This window comes from Actinacidiphila yeochonensis CN732 (assembly GCF_000745345.1).
GTDB lineage: Bacteria > Actinomycetota > Actinomycetes > Streptomycetales > Streptomycetaceae > Actinacidiphila > Actinacidiphila yeochonensis.
In genome coordinates, this window is the sequence record NZ_JQNR01000003.1 from 87,202 (window position 1) to 104,613 (window position 17,412).

General features: G+C 73.4%; 12 protein-coding genes. 7 read left to right on the top strand and 5 right to left on the bottom strand.

The window, feature by feature from the left end; translation table 11 throughout:
- The first annotated feature begins 75 nt into the window (after positions 1-75).
- Positions 76-606: a hypothetical protein gene (locus tag BS72_RS02130; protein ID WP_037905916.1), complete on the top strand. Its 531-nt coding sequence runs from the start codon at positions 76-78 to the stop codon at positions 604-606.
- A gap of 905 nt (positions 607-1,511) precedes the next feature.
- The gene (locus BS72_RS02135) at positions 1,512-2,345 is read left to right on the top strand and encodes a PIG-L family deacetylase (protein WP_037905918.1); all 834 of its coding nucleotides are present in this window, start codon (positions 1,512-1,514) and stop codon (positions 2,343-2,345) included.
- Between the two features lie 284 nt (positions 2,346-2,629).
- Here BS72_RS02135 and BS72_RS02140 read toward each other — a convergent pair whose 3' ends face one another.
- The 5 genes from BS72_RS02140 to BS72_RS02160 form a co-directional block, all read right to left on the bottom strand.
- Complete coding sequence (locus BS72_RS02140) at positions 2,630-4,297, bottom strand: hypothetical protein (protein ID WP_037905921.1); 1,668 nt, start codon at positions 4,295-4,297, stop codon at positions 2,630-2,632.
- A gap of 323 nt (positions 4,298-4,620) precedes the next feature.
- Positions 4,621-5,460 carry an aminotransferase class V-fold PLP-dependent enzyme gene (locus BS72_RS37645; protein WP_232792185.1) on the bottom strand — a complete coding sequence of 280 codons (840 nt, stop codon included), beginning with the start codon at positions 5,458-5,460 and terminating at the stop codon, positions 4,621-4,623.
- 729 nt (positions 5,461-6,189) lie between these two features.
- Positions 6,190-7,167, bottom strand: a complete 978-nt coding sequence (gene dapD, locus BS72_RS02150; protein WP_037905922.1) for a 2,3,4,5-tetrahydropyridine-2,6-dicarboxylate N-succinyltransferase — start codon at positions 7,165-7,167, stop codon at positions 6,190-6,192.
- A gap of 138 nt (positions 7,168-7,305) precedes the next feature.
- Positions 7,306-9,252 carry a DUF2264 domain-containing protein gene (locus BS72_RS02155; protein WP_232792186.1) on the bottom strand — a complete coding sequence of 649 codons (1,947 nt, stop codon included), beginning with the start codon at positions 9,250-9,252 and terminating at the stop codon, positions 7,306-7,308.
- 202 nt (positions 9,253-9,454) lie between these two features.
- Positions 9,455-10,843, bottom strand: coding sequence for a DUF3616 domain-containing protein (locus BS72_RS02160; RefSeq protein ID WP_037905924.1), 1,389 nt, complete (start codon positions 10,841-10,843; stop codon positions 9,455-9,457).
- Between the two features lie 528 nt (positions 10,844-11,371).
- On the opposite strand from BS72_RS02160, the gene BS72_RS36245 reads away from it, so the two are divergent.
- From BS72_RS36245 to BS72_RS02180, 5 genes are all read left to right on the top strand, one after another.
- The gene (locus BS72_RS36245; protein WP_157856132.1) at positions 11,372-11,461 is read left to right on the top strand and encodes a potassium-transporting ATPase subunit F; all 90 of its coding nucleotides are present in this window, start codon (positions 11,372-11,374) and stop codon (positions 11,459-11,461) included.
- Positions 11,461-13,149 carry a potassium-transporting ATPase subunit KdpA gene (gene kdpA / locus BS72_RS02165; RefSeq protein ID WP_037905927.1) on the top strand — a complete coding sequence of 563 codons (1,689 nt, stop codon included), beginning with the start codon at positions 11,461-11,463 and terminating at the stop codon, positions 13,147-13,149. The genes BS72_RS36245 and kdpA overlap by 1 nt, the downstream gene beginning before the upstream one ends.
- A 79-nt stretch (positions 13,150-13,228) precedes the next feature.
- The gene (kdpB, locus tag BS72_RS02170; RefSeq protein ID WP_037905929.1) at positions 13,229-15,307 is read left to right on the top strand and encodes a potassium-transporting ATPase subunit KdpB; all 2,079 of its coding nucleotides are present in this window, start codon (positions 13,229-13,231) and stop codon (positions 15,305-15,307) included.
- 96 nt (positions 15,308-15,403) lie between these two features.
- On the top strand, positions 15,404-15,937 hold the full coding sequence (locus BS72_RS02175; protein WP_037905931.1) for a potassium-transporting ATPase subunit C: 534 nt from the start codon (positions 15,404-15,406) through the stop codon (positions 15,935-15,937).
- Positions 15,938-16,175: 238 nt separating this feature from the next.
- Complete coding sequence (locus BS72_RS02180) at positions 16,176-17,369, top strand: universal stress protein (protein ID WP_051950559.1); 1,194 nt, start codon at positions 16,176-16,178, stop codon at positions 17,367-17,369.
- Positions 17,370-17,412: the final 43 nt, after the last annotated feature.

The window sequence follows — 17,412 nt, forward strand, 5'->3', positions numbered from 1 at the left end:
GCGTAGCGCATGCACAGGGTGTCATGGACACGACCTCGGCGACTCCCGTCGAGCCTGTCATGCCGGGAGACCCTCATGCGCTCCATCACCCGAATATCGGCCGCCACCGGTTCCGCTCTCACCCTGGCGGTGAGCGGCCTCGTCCTCGGCGTCAGCGCCGGAACCGCGCAGGCCGCCACCTGCTCCCAGTCCTACCTCCCGCTGCCGGACCCGTCGTGTACGCCCGGTGTGTACAACTCTGCCGTCACCCAGTCGACGATCGGCTCCACGATCTGCGTGTCCGGCTGGACGGCGACCGTCCGCCCGCCCACCTCCTACACCAACGCGCTCAAAGCACAGGGGATCATCGACTACGGCTACAGCGACACGAACATGTCCGACTACGAGGAAGACCACCAGATCCCCCTCGAACTCGGCGGATCACCGCGGGACCCGAACAACCTGTGGCCCGAGCCGCACTCCGGCACCAAGAACTCCACCACCAAGGACGGTGTGGAGACGAAACTGAAGAACGCGGTGTGCAAGGGCACCATCACCCTCAACGCTGCCCGCACCGCGATCAAAGCGAACTGGACAACGGCTCTCAGCGTCACCGGCATCGGTTAGAAGGGAACTGGCCGGTGCCGTTTGTCTGCTATCAGGCGTCACCGGCCAGTGCCCGTCACGCGTACCGGGCGAGCGCCCACCGCAGAGCGAGATCCTCGCCCTGCGCGACCTCCAGAGCCTTGCGGAGCCTTGCCACCTCCTCGCGGTGGACCTGCTGTTGCCGGGTCGGGCGTGCACTCAGCGCTCGCGCAGCGTCCGAGGTCGAGGACTCGGTCGGACGATCCGCGGGAATCGCGGAAGCCGGTCCGCTCTTGGCTCGGAGCCGTGCGATCTGATGCCGCGGTCCCGGGCCTCGCGAACGGCGCGGAAACGCCCGTCCTCGTGGACACTGACCTGGTCGAGAGCGACAAGGACCTTGGTCAGCGCACGGGTCTCTGCAAGGCGGCTGGCAAGCCGGATGTCGCTCCGGACCGGGTCGCGGGAAACACCCCGCTGGTCGCCGAGTGCGGACCCTGAGGACCGCCGCGGACCGCCGCGGACCGCCGCCGGCACGGTCGCCGGCACGGTCGCCGCGGACGCGCCTCCGCCCGCGTCCGGGCCCGGGGCTGGGGAACGAGCACCGCCCGCGCCGCCCGTCGCCTCAGGCCGCCGGTGCGCCGCGATCCGCACCGGCCCGGCGGGGCCGGACGGTCCCGGCCGCGTGCCGCCGTCCGGCGAGCGGGCGACGTGTAGGGTCGCACATTCGGTGTCGGAATCCCACGGCCGGTGCCGGACGGAAGAGGGCCAGACGGCGCGCCGGGAACAGGTGGTCCGGCCGGCGCGGTTGCATCGACCGGGGGACCGGCGCCGCACGGCGGGGAACACGGAGACCACGGGGTCGTCCGCCCCACCAGGACCGGGCCCCCGGACGCGGTACACCCGGCGCACACGCGGACCACGACGTATCTCTGCAGGAGGACTCTTCCATGGCCGACCGGCCCCTGACGCTCATGGCAGTACACGCCCACCCCGACGACGAGGCCACCGGGACCGGAGGGGTCCTCGCACGGTACGCCGCGGAGGGCATCCGCACGGTTCTCGTGACGTGTACCGACGGCGGTTGCGGTGACGGACCCGGAGGCGCCAAGCCGGGCGATCCCGGGCACGACCCGGCGGCCGTCGCCCGGCTTCGCCGTCAGGAACTCGAAGCGAGCTGCGAGGTCCTGAAGATCAGCGACCTGGAGATGCTGGACTACGCGGACTCCGGGATGACGGGCTGGCCGAGCAACGACGCCCCCGGGGCGTTCTGGCAGACCCCCGTGGAGGAAGGGGCCGCCCGGCTCGCGGACCTCATGCGGCACTACCGGCCCGACGTGGTCGTCACCTACGACCAGAACGGCTTCTACGGCCACCCCGACCACATCCAGGCCCACCGCATCACCATGGCGGCGCTGGAGATGACCGAGCTGACGCCGAAGGTGTACTGGACGACGGCGCCCCGCTCGATGATGCAGCGGTTCGGCGAGGTCCTGCGCGAGTTCCACGAGGACATGCCGGAGCCGGATCCCGCCGAGGCCGCCGCGATGGCCGAGATCGGCCTCCCCGACGACGAGATCACCACGTGGGTGGACGCCACCGCGTTCAGCGGTCAGAAGTTCGACGCGCTGGCGGCGCACGCCAGCCAGGGCGAGAACATCTTCTTCCTCAAGATGGGCAAGGAGAGGTTCGGCGAGTTGATGGGCACGGAGACCTTCGTACGCGTCCAGGACTCCACCGGCGCGGCCGTACCCGAGAACGACCTCTTCGCCGGCCTGCGCTGACCGCCGACCCGCCGACCCGCCCGTGGGACCGGCGCCCGGGACGACCCATCGGCCGCGCGGCACGATCGGGCGTGATCAGCGGTCGTCCAGCGTGACCGCATACGCCCGCGCCACTCCGTCAGGCCCGCCCACGCCGCTTCCGCTGCGGCGGCCCGCGACCTTCGCGGACCTCGCCGATGCCCCGGCGCCGGCCTGACGGGGTGGCACGGGCGGCCACCGGCGCCCCGGAGCCACCCGCCACCCGCCACCCGCCACCCGAAGCCGACTGGTCAGCCGGCCGCCGGTCAGCCCGCCGCGCTCTGCCGGGAGCGGGCCTTGAACGCGGCCTTGCGGGCCTGCTTGGCGACACCGCGGTCCGGGTGGAGGCGGCCGACCGCCTCCAGGACGACGGCCGTGGCCGGGTGGCCGACCCGCCACGCGTCCTCGGCGAAGCCGTCGTCGGCGGCCACGGTCTCGACGACCACTTCGGCCAGGTCCTCCGGGTCCTCGTCGGCGTGCAGGCAGGCCGCCAGCACGTCCACGGCCAGCCACCGGGCCGCCTCGGGCGAGGGCGCCGGCAGGTCGGCCGCACCGAAACGCCTGAGCCAGGTCCAGGCGAGGCCGGCCAGCTCAGGCTCGTCCAGCACCTCGCGGACGGCGGGCTCCGCGGCGGGACCGAGCAGGTCCAGCACCGTACGGCAGGCGAGCCGGCGACCGGGCCCTTCCGGGTCGGCGCCCACGCTGGCGGCCAGCAGCTCCCGCGCGGCGGCCACCGGTTCGCGCCCCTCGACCCAGCCGCCCGCCTCGGCCCGCAGCGCCGGCGCCGGGTAGCCGGGCAGCGCGTCGAGCAGATCGGCGGCGGGGGCGTCGGCGAGGTCGCCCAGCACCGGGACGTGCGCGCCGGCCTCCAGCATCCGCTCCCGCAGCCCGTACAGGCCCAGCGGGGTGAGCCGGACGGTGCCGTAGCGGGCCAGCTCGTCCGCCGTCAGGTCGTCCGCACCGGCCGCCGAGGCCGCCGCGGCGTCCCAGCCGGGGGCCTGCTCGTCGCCCTCCCCGTCGACCTCCTCGATCAGCGCCTCGTCCAGCGGCTGGTACTCCAGCAGGCCGGTGGAGGCCAGCAGGTGGAAGAGGCCGTCCAGCCGGAAGATCACCTCGGTGACCTCGTCGAGCATCTCCTCGCTCGGCTGCCCGGCGTCCTCCGGGGCGACGAGGGAGGCGGCCAGCACCGGCAGCGGTACGGGGGCGCCGCCGCCGTCCGGCACCTCCTCCGGCGCCGCGTCCTCCTCCGACGCCGCGCCCTGCTCCGTCCCGCCGTCCGCGCCCCAACTGCCGCCGCCCAGGGCGGTGAAGGCGTAGAGGTTCACCATGGCGGCGTCCAGCAGCTCGCCGTTCTCCTCCGCCTCGTCGAGCGCGGCGTCGTCGTCGTAGAGCTCGTCCTCGGCCTCCGCGACCCCTTCGGACACCCCGGACAGCGCGTCGTCCTCACCGGCGGCGAGCGGGCCCCCGGGGAGGGTCGCGTCGGCCAGGGCGCTCTCCGCGGTCTCCAGCCACAGGTCCAGCACCTCGTGCGGGTCCACGGCGCCCCCGTCGGCGGGCTCCGCGACGGCCAGCGCCGCGCCGTCGAGCCGACGATACGCCTCCCCGGGCACCGCCCGGCCGACAGGCACGCCCGCCGGCGACGCCTCCCGCGCCTCCTCGGGGATCTCCAGCGCCAGCAGGGCGGTCTCCGCGGCGACGGCCCACGCGTACGCCGTCTCGTCCAGCCCCTCCTCGCCGTCGAGGCCCAGCTCGGCCGCGGCGGCCGCGAGTTCGTCCTCCGGCAGGTCCCCGAAGCCGTCCACCGGGCGCTCCTCGCCGGCCCAGCGCACCAGCCGCAGCGCCCGGTGGAGCAGCGGCGCGGCCAGCGCGTGCCGGGCCAGCTCGTCCGGGGACAGGAGCCGGACGGGCGGCAGGACGAGGGGACGTGCGGGCATCGGGCGGGCTCCCATTCGGCTGAGGTGGCGAGGGTACGGGTGCGACGCCGCGCCACGGACCTTCGGGCGGGCCGCCCCGGGTGCGGGTGTCGGCCCTCGCCTGGTGCCGGGCCAGCGTATTGCCTGCGCGGGCCGCTCCGCGCACCTCCACCCCTGCCCGCCCGCCGCCACCGGCGGCACCGCACATAATTCACCCGTACGCGCGACCCAATTCCCCAGGTCGATATTGACGTCGAGGTCCGCCCGCGGAAGCCCGGCGTCAGCGGGCCCAACCGGCCCGACCGGCACGACCAGGCACGGCAGCGGGCTTGCCAGCGGGCGCGTCAGCAGGCGCGCCGGGGGCTGAGGTCGCGGGTGTCCGGCACGACGTCGCGGTAGGTCTCCGCGGCGAAGGCCAGGAACGCGTCGACGTCCGCCCGGTTCGAGGAGAGTCCGAGCGAGACGCGCACCGCGCCGCCGGAGGGCAGGCCGAGTTCTTCGAGGTACTCGTCGATCGTGCCGGACGCGGTGCGCGCCGCGCCGTCCAGCACCGCCCGCTCCACGGCGAAGGCGGCCTCGCCGGTGCCCGGGTTGCAGAAGCAGCCGGTCCGCAGGGAGATGCCGCGGGCCGCGCTGTCCCGGGCGACCAGCCGCTCGTCGACCACCCGCCCGGCCGCGTCGAGGAGGTTGAGGGCGACCGTGCCGCCGCGCCCGCCGGTGCCGGCCGGTCCGTACACCCGGGCCAGCGGGCTGCCGTCGGAGTGCCGCAGCGCGGCGAGCCCGGCCAGCAGCCGTCCGGTGAGGGCGGTGACGTGGCGGTGGATCTCGGGCATGCCGACCGCGCCGACCCAGTCCAGGCCGGTCTCCACGTCGGGGATGGAGAGGTAGTTGACCGTGCCGTCCTCGAACGCCGCCTCGCCCTCGGCCATGGTGTGCCACTGGCCGCGCGCGCTGGCCATCCGGATGGTGCCGCCGGAGAACCAGGGACGGCGCAGCAGGGCCAGTGCCTCACGGCGGGCGACCAGGCAGCCGACCCCGGTGGGGTAGCCGAAGACCTTGTACCAGCTGACGGCGACGAAGTCCGGGTGGACCGCGCCGAGGTCCAGGGGGTTCGCGGGGACGAACGCGGCGGCGTCCAGCAGGACGTCCCAGCCGGCCGTCCGGGCCCGCCCGATCCACTCCAACGGGTGCCGCAGTCCAGGGCCAGGCCGGGCGAGGTCAACGGCACGTACACGGTGCCGGCGCCGCGCGCCCGGGCGTACTCCCGCAGGCCGTTGACGGAGTTGTGGTTGTCCAGGGCGAGCACCAGGCGGGCGCCGGGGCCGAACGGGTAGGACTCGCCGACCAGCCGGCAGGCGGCCGTCGCGTTCGCGGTGAACACCGCCGCGTACTCCGCCGGATCGGCGCCGAAGTGCTCCAGCACCCGCCGGCGGGCCCGCTCCACCAGTGTCCCGGACGCCTCCGAGGCGGGGCTGGCCGAGTGCGGGTTCCCGAAGCACCCGGCGGTGACCCGCTCGGCGTGCGCCCGCACCTGCGCCCGGGCCGGCAGTCCTGCTCCGGTGTGGTCCAGGTAGACGTGCCCGCCCTCGTCCAGGTACCCGTAGCCGTCCTCCGCGGCCCGCAACGCGTCGAGTACGCCCATGAGTCCGCCCCCTCAAGGCCCGCCGCCGCCCACCCTCCAGCATCGCACCCGCCACCCCCGCCGTCCCCCTCCCGGCCCACGCGGAGACGGTGCGCGGAAGCGGTGCGGTGGCTCGGGCGCCCGCGGTCGCGCTCCGGTTCACCGGCTGACACCACATCGGCTCGGGCCGCGCCCCCCTGACGTGCCCGGACGACCGGCGCCGGGACGTGCGCCGCCCCCGGACACGCGGGGGCGCGGCCGGGGCGGGGGTGGAGCCGAGGGTGACGCGAGGTCAGTTGTGGCTGTGCAGGGCCTCGTTGAGGCCGCCCCAGGAGCCGGTGCGGGGCAGGACCTCGACCGTGCCGGTGGTGGAGTTGCGGCGGAAGAGGATGTTGCCGACGCCGGACAGCTCGACGGCCTTGACGATCTTGCCGTCGGGCAGGGTGACGCGGGTGCCCGCGGTGACGTAGAGGCCGGCCTCGACGACGCAGTCGTCGCCGAGGGCGATGCCCAGGCCGGACTCGGCGCCCAGCAGGCAGCGCTCGCCGACCGACACCCGCTGGGTGCCGCCGCCGGAGAGGGTGCCCATGATCGAGGCGCCGCCGCCGACGTCGGAGCCGTCGCCGATGACGACGCCCTGCGAGATGCGGCCCTCCACCATGGACGTGCCCAGGGTGCCGGCGTTGAAGTTGCAGAAGCCCTCGTGCATGACGGTGGTGCCGGCCGCCAGGTGGGCGCCCAGCCGGACCCGGCCGGCATCGGCGATGCGGACGCCGGCGGGGGCCACGTAGTCGGTCATCCGGGGGAACTTGTCCACGCCGAAGACACTCAGGTGCAGGCCGTCGGCGCGGGCGGCGAGCCGCGCGGCCTCCAGGCCCGCCACCGGCACGGGGCCCAGGGAGGTCCAGGCGACGTTGGCGAGCACCCCGAACAGGCCGTCCAGGTTCTGCTCGTTGGGCCGCACCAGGCAGTGGCTGAGCAGGTGCAGCCGCAGGTAGGCGTCGTGCGCGTCGAGCGGCTTGTCGTCCAGGGAGGCGATGGCCGTGCGCACCGCCACCACCTCGACGCCCCGGCGGGGGTCGGGGCCCAGCGCCTTGGGGGCGGCCGCGCCCAGCAGCTCGGCGGCCTGCTCCGCGGTCAGCCGCTCGGTACCGGCCGGCCCGGGGGCGTCGGTCAGCTCCGGGGCCGGGTACCAGGTGTCGAGGACGGTGCCGTCGTCGGCGATGGTGGCGAGGCCGACGCCGGCGGCGCCGCTGCGGGTGTCAGTCATGGTTTCACGCTATACGATCCGGCGGCCCGACCCGGCGCCCTGGCCGTCTGGCCAGGGCCGTCGGGGGCCGCCGGGGGCCGCCGGGACCTGCGAGGGGGCCGCCCGCCCGGCCCCGCGGCGGTCAGAACCCGGTGGCGGTCAGAACCCGGTGGCGGGCGGCGCCGGCGGCTGGTCCCAGGCGGCGGCGAGGTCCGGCCCGGCGCCCAGGACGGCGCAGCGCAGCACGTGCTCGCCCGGTTCCAGCCGGCGGGTGAGCACGGGCAGCACGGTGCGCCGGGCCAGCACGTTGGTTCCCGGGAGCAGTTGGAGCACCTCGCCCTCGCGGCCGGCGCCGGCCGGACCGTGCGCCGTATCCACCCCGTGCACGGAACCGTTCACGGAACCGTTCACGGAACCGTCCGCCGGAACATCCGCCGGGGCGCTGCCGAGGTCGAGCAGGCCGCTGAGGTCGCCGGCGGCGGAGACCGCGAGCGCGCTGCCGGCACCGGCCTCGGACCGGGCGAGGCCGCCGTCGCGGTCGACGGCGAACCCGCCCTCCGCGGTGAACAGCGGCCGGGCGGTGCGGATGCGGTGGGTGCGCAGGTGCCAGGGCGCGGCCGGGGTCAGCCAGGTGGTGACCTCGACGTCCGGCCAGGGGTGCCAGGTGCTGCGGACGGTCCCGTCGGCCAGTACCGCCGTGCCGGCCTCGGCACCCGCCCGCGCCGCGTCCGCCGCCCCCACAGAGCCCGCCGAGCCCGGCTGCTCGCCGCCCTCGCGGACCCGGAAGTGCGTCGGCTCGGTGCCCTCGGGGTCGTCGCTGAGCGCCAGCATCGAGTCGTACGCGCCGTGCACCAGGCCGAGGTCGCCGGCCGGCAGGCTGAACCCGAAGCGGGTGGAGTAGGCGAACTTGCCGTACTTCGCCGCGCCGCCGCGCGCCCAGGTGCCGCGCTGCCGGCCGCTGAGCATCACCACGTCGCCGCCGGTCCGCATGAGTGCGGCGCCCGCGTGCGGCTGGGCGGACACCTCGGGCAGCGGCGCCGCGGCCTGCTCGGGCTCGGTCCAGAACGGGTGGCCGGCGGGCAGCGCCAGTGGCAGGAACGCCTTCATCGCCCAGTACGGGGAGCCCGGACCGTTGTACTGCTCGGCCAGTTGGGGCTGCGGGTAGGCGTAGCCGATGCTGAGCAGGCCGTCGGACGCGTACCGCGGCTCCCGCCCGCGCCACCAGTCGAGGTGGCGCAGCAGCAGGCCCCTGGTCTCGCCGTGCGGGAGCGCGTCGGCCCCGGCGTACGGCAGGGCGCCCCAGAACGCGCCCTGGGCGTAGCGGTAGGTGAGGCTGCGGCCGAAGGGGACGGCCGAGCCGTCGTCGGCGAACCAGTGGCGGAAGTCCAGGGCGAAGCGGGCGGCCCGCTCCCGGAACCGTTCGGCCCGCTCGGGGTCCTCGTCGCCGGCCAGGGCGGCGTAGATCAGGCCGTAGTAGTGCATGGCCCAGGGGATGTAGTAGTCGCGCTGCTCGGTGGGGCCGTCGGCGTACCAGCCGTCGCCCAGGGCGTACCTCTCCAGCCGGTCCAGGCGGGCGTGGCGGGCGTCGCGGTCGTGGGCGAAGCCGACCCGGTCCAGGCCGAGGCTGACCATGACGGGGAAGAAGTTCCAGTTGTTGGCCGGAGTGGGCTGGTCCAGGGAGGAGGCGAGCCAGCGGCCGACCCGGTCGCGTTCGGCGCCGCTGAGCGGGTCCCAGAGGCGCTCCGGGACCAGGGCGAGGGCGAAGCCGAGGGCCGCGGTCTCCACCTGGCGCTGGTCGATGCCGCGGATGGGGCCCCAGTAGCCGGGGTGGGCGGGGTCGGTGCCGGCCGCCAGGCCGCGGGCCCACAGCTCCCAGTGCGCGAAGTCCCCGCCGCCGGCGCCGAGCGGGGCCAGACCCCACAGCGGGCGGGCGTAGCCCTCCAGGTCGGCGGAGGCGTCGTCGTGGTGGGCCGCGTTGACGCCGAGGGTGAACCGGGCGCCGTCGTGGTGGGCGTGGCGCACCAGGGGCTCCGCCAGTTCCAGGACGTGCGCGCGCATCCGTTCGCGGTCGGACGCGGGAGCCGGGGTGCCGCCGTCGCTGGCCATGGGACTGCCTCCTGGGTCGAGGTCACCGAAGTTGCGGGAATTTTCGCAAGTTCACTCCGGCCGCGTCAACGCCCTGGAACGCCGGAACGCCTGGCACGCCTGGCACGCCTGGCACGCCTGGATCACCGTGAAGGCCCTGAACGCGGTGAGGGTGCGGGTCCGTTCTCCGGCCCCGCACCCTCCCCGCACACCTGACGTCGGGTCAGTTCAGCGTGAACCAGGTGGTGCGGGACTTCTGCCACTCGGGGTGGTCCAGGTCCTTGGCCTGCGTGCCGTCGCCGTAGAGGTCGGCGTCGCCGTCGTCGGTGATGAGCTGGACCCGCGCCCCGGGCTGGGTGAGGTCGGGCACGGCGACGATGGACTCCCAGGCGCCGGCGTCGGAGGTCGGCAGGTCGAGCACCTTCACCGGGGCGTCGGCGGCGGCGCCGTCCCAGGAGTACAGCGCGTACGGGTCGCTGTTGTCGTCGGCGGCCCAGGAGCCGGCCAGGATCAGGTACTGGCCGGCCGCGTTCTTGCGGATGTCGCGCACGGACAGCCCGCCGAGGTCCAGCTCGATCGGGGTGCCGAAGGTCGCGTGCGAGCCGGTGACGACCTTGTCCATGTTGGTGACGGGCACGATCAGCGCCTTGCCGCCGCTCTTCGGCGGCACCAGCGGGGCGCGGAAGCCGAGGTAGGCGGTGGAGGTGGAACCGGGCGCGAACTCCAGGCCCTCGACGTTGAACCCGTTGATCTCCTTGGGGATCTGGCCGTCGGCGGTGCCGGCCTTGAAGCCGAACCGGTCGCCGTTGTCCTCGTCCCAGGCCACCAGGTCGTCACGGAGCTTGCGGTAGGCCTTGCCGAAGGTGAGCGAGGTGGCCGCGCCGCTGCCGGAGACGGTGGTGGTGAAGACGGTGTTGCGGTCGGACTTGTACTCGCCGTCCTTGTTGTTGCCCAGGGAGCCGGTCCAGTAGATCGTGTCGCCGACGCGGGTGCCGGCCTCGATGTCGACCTCCTTGTCGGCGTCGAGCGCGTCGTCCAGGTCCCAGGTCTTCACCGGCGCGCCGGAGGCCGAACCGTCGTACAGGCGCAGGGTGTTGTCCTCGTCGTTGGCCACGACGACGTACCCGCCGCCGACGTCGACCGCGGCCGAGGCGTCGCTGGCTCCGGTCAGGTAGCGGGCGTCCGCGGAGAACTGCACGGCGGGCGAGGCCGCGTAGTGCAGCGTGGTGGTGGCGGTCTTGCCGCCGAGCCCGGCCACCTGGACGGTCAGGTCGGTGTAGCCCTGGGCGTGCGCGGTCACCGCGAGGGTGCGGGTGCCGCCGGTGCCGGTGGCGGCGAGGTCGCCGGTGCCGGCCACCGCGGACTTGCTGCTCTTGGTGGCGGTGACGGTGAGGTCGGAGGCGTCGGCGCCGCTCTGGCTGATGGTCGCGGTCACCACCGGGTCCCCGGTCGCGCCGACCGCGCCGGACAGGTACGACGCGGACAGCTTGATCTTCGGAGTGCCGTAGCTGGCCGCGTGGGCCGGGCCGCCGGTGCCGAGGGCGGCCAGCAGCAGGGCGGCGGCGGCGGCGAGGGTGGTACCGCGGACGGTCGGCGAGAGGTGGACACGCACAGTGAGTGCCTTTCGTCGGCTCGACGCGTCCGGCCGGCGGGCCGGACGCCGGTGAGAACGATGCGGCCCGTACTCCAACACCGCGCGCACGGTGGCCGTACGGGCGGCGAACACCCGGCGGCCGCTGCGTTGGGGCGGGCGGGTGCCGGACCGGCGCCCGCCATCGCGGCGTTCCGGGGGCTCCCGCCCGCCCCGGCTCCACCACCGCTCCACCCCCGCTCCACCATCCGACGGAACGCCACCGCACCCCGGCTCCACCGCACTCCACCGCCCCGCAGGCCCCCACCACACCCCCGCGGACCAGCCGCCACACCTCCCGCCGGGGCCGTCGGCGGCCGGCCCCGGTCAGGTGCCCGCCCGGCGGTCCCGCACCCCGTTCACCGTTTCTCCACCCCCGTGGCCACCGCGTTCACTCCGCCGCCACCGGGCCCGGGGCGAGGCTGCGTGCGTGGCTGATGCATGGGTTGTCATCGGGATTGTCGGATTCGTGGCCTCAATGTTGGGCCTGATCTGGTGCTTGGAGCGGGTGTGAGCGCGACTGACGCGTTGCTGTTGATTCTGTCGATCGTCATGTTCGTCTATCTGGGCGTGGCGCTGTTCAAAGCGGAGCGTTTCTGATGGCGTTCGCATGGACCATCGTCGTGATGGTCGTTGTGCTGGGGTTGTGCTGGCGCTACCTCGGCTCGTACATGGTGGCGGTCTACGAGGGCCGCTCCCGCTGGTTGAAGTGGCTCGAACGGCCGATCTACCGCGCGCTGAAGGTGGAGCCGGAGTCGGAGCAGACGTGGCAGCGGTACGCGGCGTCGGTGATCGGATTCACCGCCGTGGCGCTGCTGATCACCTACGGCATCTTCCGGCTGCAGAAGCACCTGCCCTTCAATCCGCAGGGATTCGGCGCGGTGCGCGCGGACACGGCGTGGAACACGTCGGTGTCGTTCGTGACGAACACGAACTGGCAGTCGTACTCCGGTGAGACGACGATGTCCTATCTGTCGCAGATGGGCTCGCTGGCGGTGCAGAACTTCCTGTCCGCCTCGGTCGGTATGGCGGTGGCGGTCGCGCTGGTGCGCGGTTTCGCCCGCAAGGGCTCGTCCACCATCGGCAACTTCTGGGTGGACTTCGTCCGCGGCACGATCTACGTGCTGCTGCCGATCGCCTTCGTGGCCGCGATCGTGTTCATGGGGCAGGGCGCGGTGCAGACGCTGGCCGGCTCGGCGTCGATCCACGACACGCTGAACGGCGTCACCCAGGTCCTGGGCCGCGGCCCGATGGCCTCGCAGGAGGTCATCAAGCAGCTCGGCACCAACGGCGGCGGGTTCTTCAACGCCAACGGCGCCAACCCGTTGGAGAACCCGACGGGCCTGACGAACCTGATGTCGGTCCTGCTGATCCTGTGCATACCGGTCGCGTTCACCTACGTCTTCGGCAAGATGGTGTTCAGCACCCGCCAGGGCCTGGCGATCCTGGCCGTCATGACGGTGCTGTTCGCCGGCTGGGTGACGATGGCCACGGTGGCCGAGCACCAGGGCAACCCGGTGATGGCGTCGGTGAGCGTGGACGACAGCCACACCGGCAACCTGGAGGGCAAGGAGACCCGGTTCGGGGTGCCGTCCTCGGCGCTCTACGACGTGACGTCGACGCAGACCTCGACGGGTTCGGTGGACTCCGCGGCCGACTCGTACACGCCGATCGGCGGGTTCGCGCTGATGACCGGCATGATGCTCGGCGAGGTCAGCCCCGGCGGCGTCGGCACCGGCCTGTACGGAATCCTGCTGTTCGCGGTGATCACGGTGTTCATCGGCGGCCTGATGGTCGGCCGGACCCCGGAGTACCTGGGCAAGAAGATCCAGGCCAGGGAGGTGAAACTCGCCGCCCTGGGGGTCCTGGTCATGCCGATCACGGTGCTGGTGCTGACCGCGATCGCCGCCGCCATCAGCGCCGGCCGGGCCGGGCCGCTCAACTCCGGGCCGCACGGGTTCTCCGAGATCCTGTACGCCTACACCTCGCAGACCAACAACAACGGCTCCGGGTTCGGCGGTATCAGCGCCAACACCCCCTTCTACAACATCACCGGCACGATCGGTCTGCTGCTGGGCCGGTTCGGGATGATCATCCCGGTGCTCGCGCTGGCCGGCGCGCTGGCCGCGAAGAAGCCCGTCGCCTCCGGCCTCGGCACCTTCCGGACCGACAAGCCGATGTTCGTGGGCCTGCTCATCGCCGTGATCCTGATCCTGGGCGCGCTGACGTTCTTCCCGGCCCTGGCCCTCGGGCCGCTGGTCGAGCAGGTCAGCCACGGGCTCTTCTGATGGACGTGACTCCGATGTGTGCTGAATGCGTGAACCCCCTGTCACCGCGCCCAACGCGCGTGTGGAAAGGAATGCTGTGATGTCGGACGCTCATGTCCTGGAGACGCCGGACGCGGGGCCCGGTGCACCCGACGGGCCGCGGGGCGTGGTGAACCGCCGCAGCCTCTTCGACCCGCAGATCCTGCGGCAGGCGACGGTGGACTCCGTCCGCAAGCTCGACCCGCGGGTACAGATCAAGAACCCGGTCATGTTCGTGGTGCTGATCGGCACCGTGGTCACGCTGGTCGAGGCGATAGCGCACCCCAGCGTGTTCACCTGGCTGGTGACGGTGTGGCTGGCACTGACGGTGCTGTTCGCCAACTTCGCCGAGGCGATGGCCGAGGGCCGCGGCAAGGCGCAGGCGGACGCGCTGCGCCGCACCCGCACCGAGACCGACGCCCGCCGGCTGTCGGCCGACGGCACCGAGCAGCGGGTCGCCGCGGCGGACCTGAGCTCCGGTGACCTCGTGGTGTGCGAGACCGGGGACGTGATCCCCTCCGACGGCGAGATCATCGAGGGTGTCGCCTCCGTCGACGAGTCGGCGATCACCGGCGAGTCCGCGCCGGTGGTCCGCGAGTCCGGCGGCGACCGCTCCGCGGTCACCGGTGGCACGCGGGTGCTGTCGGACCGGATCGTGGTGCGCATCACCGCCGAGCCGGGGCAGACGTTCCTGGACCGGATGATCCGTCTGGTCGAGGGCGCCAAGCGGCAGAAGACGCCGAACGAGACCGCGCTGGCGATCCTGCTGGCCGCGCTCACGATCATCTTCATCCCGGTCGTGGTCACGCTGCAGCCGATGTCGAGCTTCTTCGGGGCCCGGGTGTCGGTGGTCGTCCTGGTGGCGCTGCTGGTCTGCCTGATCCCGACGACGATCGGGGCGCTGCTGTCCGCGATCGGCATCGCCGGCATGGACCGGCTGGTCCAGCGCAACGTGCTCGCGATGAGCGGCCGCGCGGTCGAGGCCGCCGGCGACGTGCAGACCCTGCTGCTGGACAAGACCGGCACCATCACCCTCGGCAACCGGATGGCCTCGGCCTTCCACCCGGTCGGTGAGTACAGCGAGGAGGACCTCGCCGAGGCCGCGCAACTGGCCTCGCTGGCCGACGAGACGCCGGAGGGACGCTCGATCGTCGTCCTGGCGAAGGAGCGCTGCGGACTGCGCGAGCGCGAGATGGGCCAGTCCTACACGTTCGTCCCGTTCAGCGCGACCACCCGCATGTCGGGCCTGGACACCGGTGACCGGAGCATCCGCAAGGGCGCCGCCGAGGCGGTCAAGCGCTGGGTCGTCGAGCAGGGCGGCACCAACCCGTCCGAGCTGGACCCCATCGTCGAGCGGGTCGCCATGGCCGGTGCGACCCCCCTGGTCGTCGCCGACGGCCGGCGGGTGCTGGGCGTGATCGAGCTGAAGGACGTCGTCAAGCAGGGCATCGCCGAGCGGTTCGCCGAGCTGCGCGCCATCGGCATCCGCACGGTGATGATCACCGGCGACAACCCGCTCACCGCCGCCGCGATCGCGCAGGAGGCCGGGGTCGACGACTACCTGGCCGAGGCGACCCCGGACCGGAAGCTGGAGCTGATCAAGGCCGAGCAGGACGGCGGGAAGCTGGTCGCGATGACCGGCGACGGCACCAACGACGCCCCCGCGCTGGCCCAGGCGGACGTCGGTGTGGCGATGAACACCGGCACCACCGCCGCGAAGGAGGCCGGCAACATGGTCGACCTCGACTCCAACCCGACGAAGCTCATCGAGATCGTCGAGATCGGCAAGCAACTGCTGATCACCCGGGGTGCCCTGACGACCTTCTCGATCGCCAACGACGTCGCGAAGTACTTCGCCATCATCCCCGCGCTGTTCCTCACGACGTTCCCGCAGCTGCGCTCGTACAACGTGATGCACCTGCACAGCCCGACGTCGGCGGTGCTGTCCGCGGTCATCTTCAACGCGCTGGTGATCATCGCGCTGATCCCGCTGGCCCTGCGCGGTGTGCGGTTCCGGCCGTCCAGCGCGACGGCGATCCTGCGCCGCAACGTCCTGATCTACGGCCTCGGAGGGCTGGTCGTCCCGTTCGCCGGGATCAAGGTCATCGACCTGATCCTCACCGCCCTGCATGCCTACTAGGACCCGCATGCCTGTCAACGACCGCATCGTCTCAAGAACTGGACTGCCGAAGGCCCGCACCGCGCGGGTACGGACGGGAATCGTCATGGAGTTGTCATGCTGTGGGTGAACCTGCGAAGGGGACTGATCGTCTCGGTCATCTTCTTCGTCCTGCTCGGACTGGCCTATCCGCTGGCCGAGACCGGAATCGGGCAGCTGCTCTTCCGCCATCAGGCGAGCGGCTCCCTCGGAAAGAACGGATCGACCCTCGTCGGGCAGCAGTGGAAGGGCCCGCAGTGGTTCCAGGGCCGCCCCGACGGTGACGACCCGACCGCTACCGGCGGGTCCAACCTCGGCCCCCGCTCCAAGGAGCTGGCCGACGCGTACAAGAAGCGGGTCGCCGCCCTGGAGAAGCAGGGCATCACGCCCGACCCGGGCCTGGTCGCCGCCTCCGGCAGCGGGATCGACCCCGACATCAGCCCCTCCGCGGCCTACGCGCAGGTGAACGCGGTCGCGAAGGCGCGCCAGCTGCCCGCCACCCAGGTGCACGACCTGGTCGCCGGCCACGTGCACGGGCCCCAGCTCGGGTTCCTGGGGGCGTCCTACGTCAACGTCCTCGAACTCAACGAGGCGCTGGCCGCGGCGAAGTAGCGAAGATGCCCGTAAGGGGCACGGCGTCTGCCAGGGCCTCGGCCCTGGCCGCCTGCCCCTTACGGGCCCGCCCGCGCACAGACCGTTGACCCGTCTGCGCACCCGTGGCGAGCCCGCCGAGGGCCGAACGAGCCCCGTGCGCCCCATGCGCCCCGTGAGGGGCTGGAAGGGGCCGAGAGGGCTGAGAGGTGACCGTCTTCCGACAGCCCCGCCGTGGGCCGCACCGACCGGAGTCCGCATGTCCAACCCCGCTGACACGTCGGCGCCCCGACGCGACGGTGGTGATCCGGCGGCCGCCGCCGGACGGTTCCACGTCTACCTGGGGATGGCGTTCGGGGTCGGCAAGACCTACGCGATGCTGGAGGAGGCGGCCCGCCTCCTCGCCGACGGCACCGACGTGGTGGTCGGGTTCGCGGAGACCCACGGCCGACCGGCCACAGCGGCCCGGCTGGGCGGGCTGGAGGTGGTTCCGCCGATGACGGTGACCCACCGGGGCAGCCGGTTCGCCGAGATGGACCTCGACGCGGTCCTCGCCCGCCGGCCCGCGACGGTGCTCGTCGACGAGCTCGCCCACACGAACGTGCCCGGCTCCGGCCGCCACGAGAAGCGCTGGCAGGACGTCCTCGAACTGCTCGACGCCGGCGTCGACGTGATGAGCACCCTCAACAGCCAGCACATCGAGAGCCTCGCCGACACCGTGGAGGCCGTCACCGGCACCCGGGTCCGCGAGCGCGTCCCGGACGCGGTGCTGGCCCGGGCCGACCGGATCGAGCTGGTCGACTCCCTCCCCGAGGACCTGCGCCGGCGGATGCTGCACGGCCACATCTACCCGGCCGACCGCATCCACCAGGCACTCACCGGCTTCTTCGAGACCGACAACCTCTCGGTGCTGCGCGAGCTGACCCTGCGCTTCCTGGCCGGCGAGGCCGACGACGAGCTGCTCGCCCGGCTGCGCCGCACCGCCTCGGGCCGCGCCGCGGCCCCCGCCGAGAGCCTCCTGGTCGGCGTCACCGGCGCCCCCGGCACGGAGACCGTGCTGCGCCGGGCCCACCGCCTCGCCGCCCAGTCCCCCGGCCGCTCACCCGCCGACCTCACCGTCGTGCACGTCCACCCGAGCGAGGTCCGCCGGAGGGGGCGGGCGGAGCGGCACGCGGACGCGCTGCTGCCGGTCCGGCAGCTCGCCGGCGAGCTGGGCGGCACCTGGGTCGAGATCGAGGCCGACGATCCGGCGCGGGCGCTGGTGGAGGCGGCCACCGAGCACGGCGCCACCGGGATCGTGCTCGGCCACAGCGGCCGCGGCCGCCTGCGGCACCTGCTGACCAGCGGTTCCACCGTCAGCCGGGTCACCCGCCTGGCCGGGCGCGCCGGCATCGACGTGCACATCATCACGTACCCCGACGACTTCGGCGGCCGACCGTGGCTCATACGCTGAAAGGGCGTGGTCCGGGCGGGAAGGCCGTCCGGACCGGCACCCC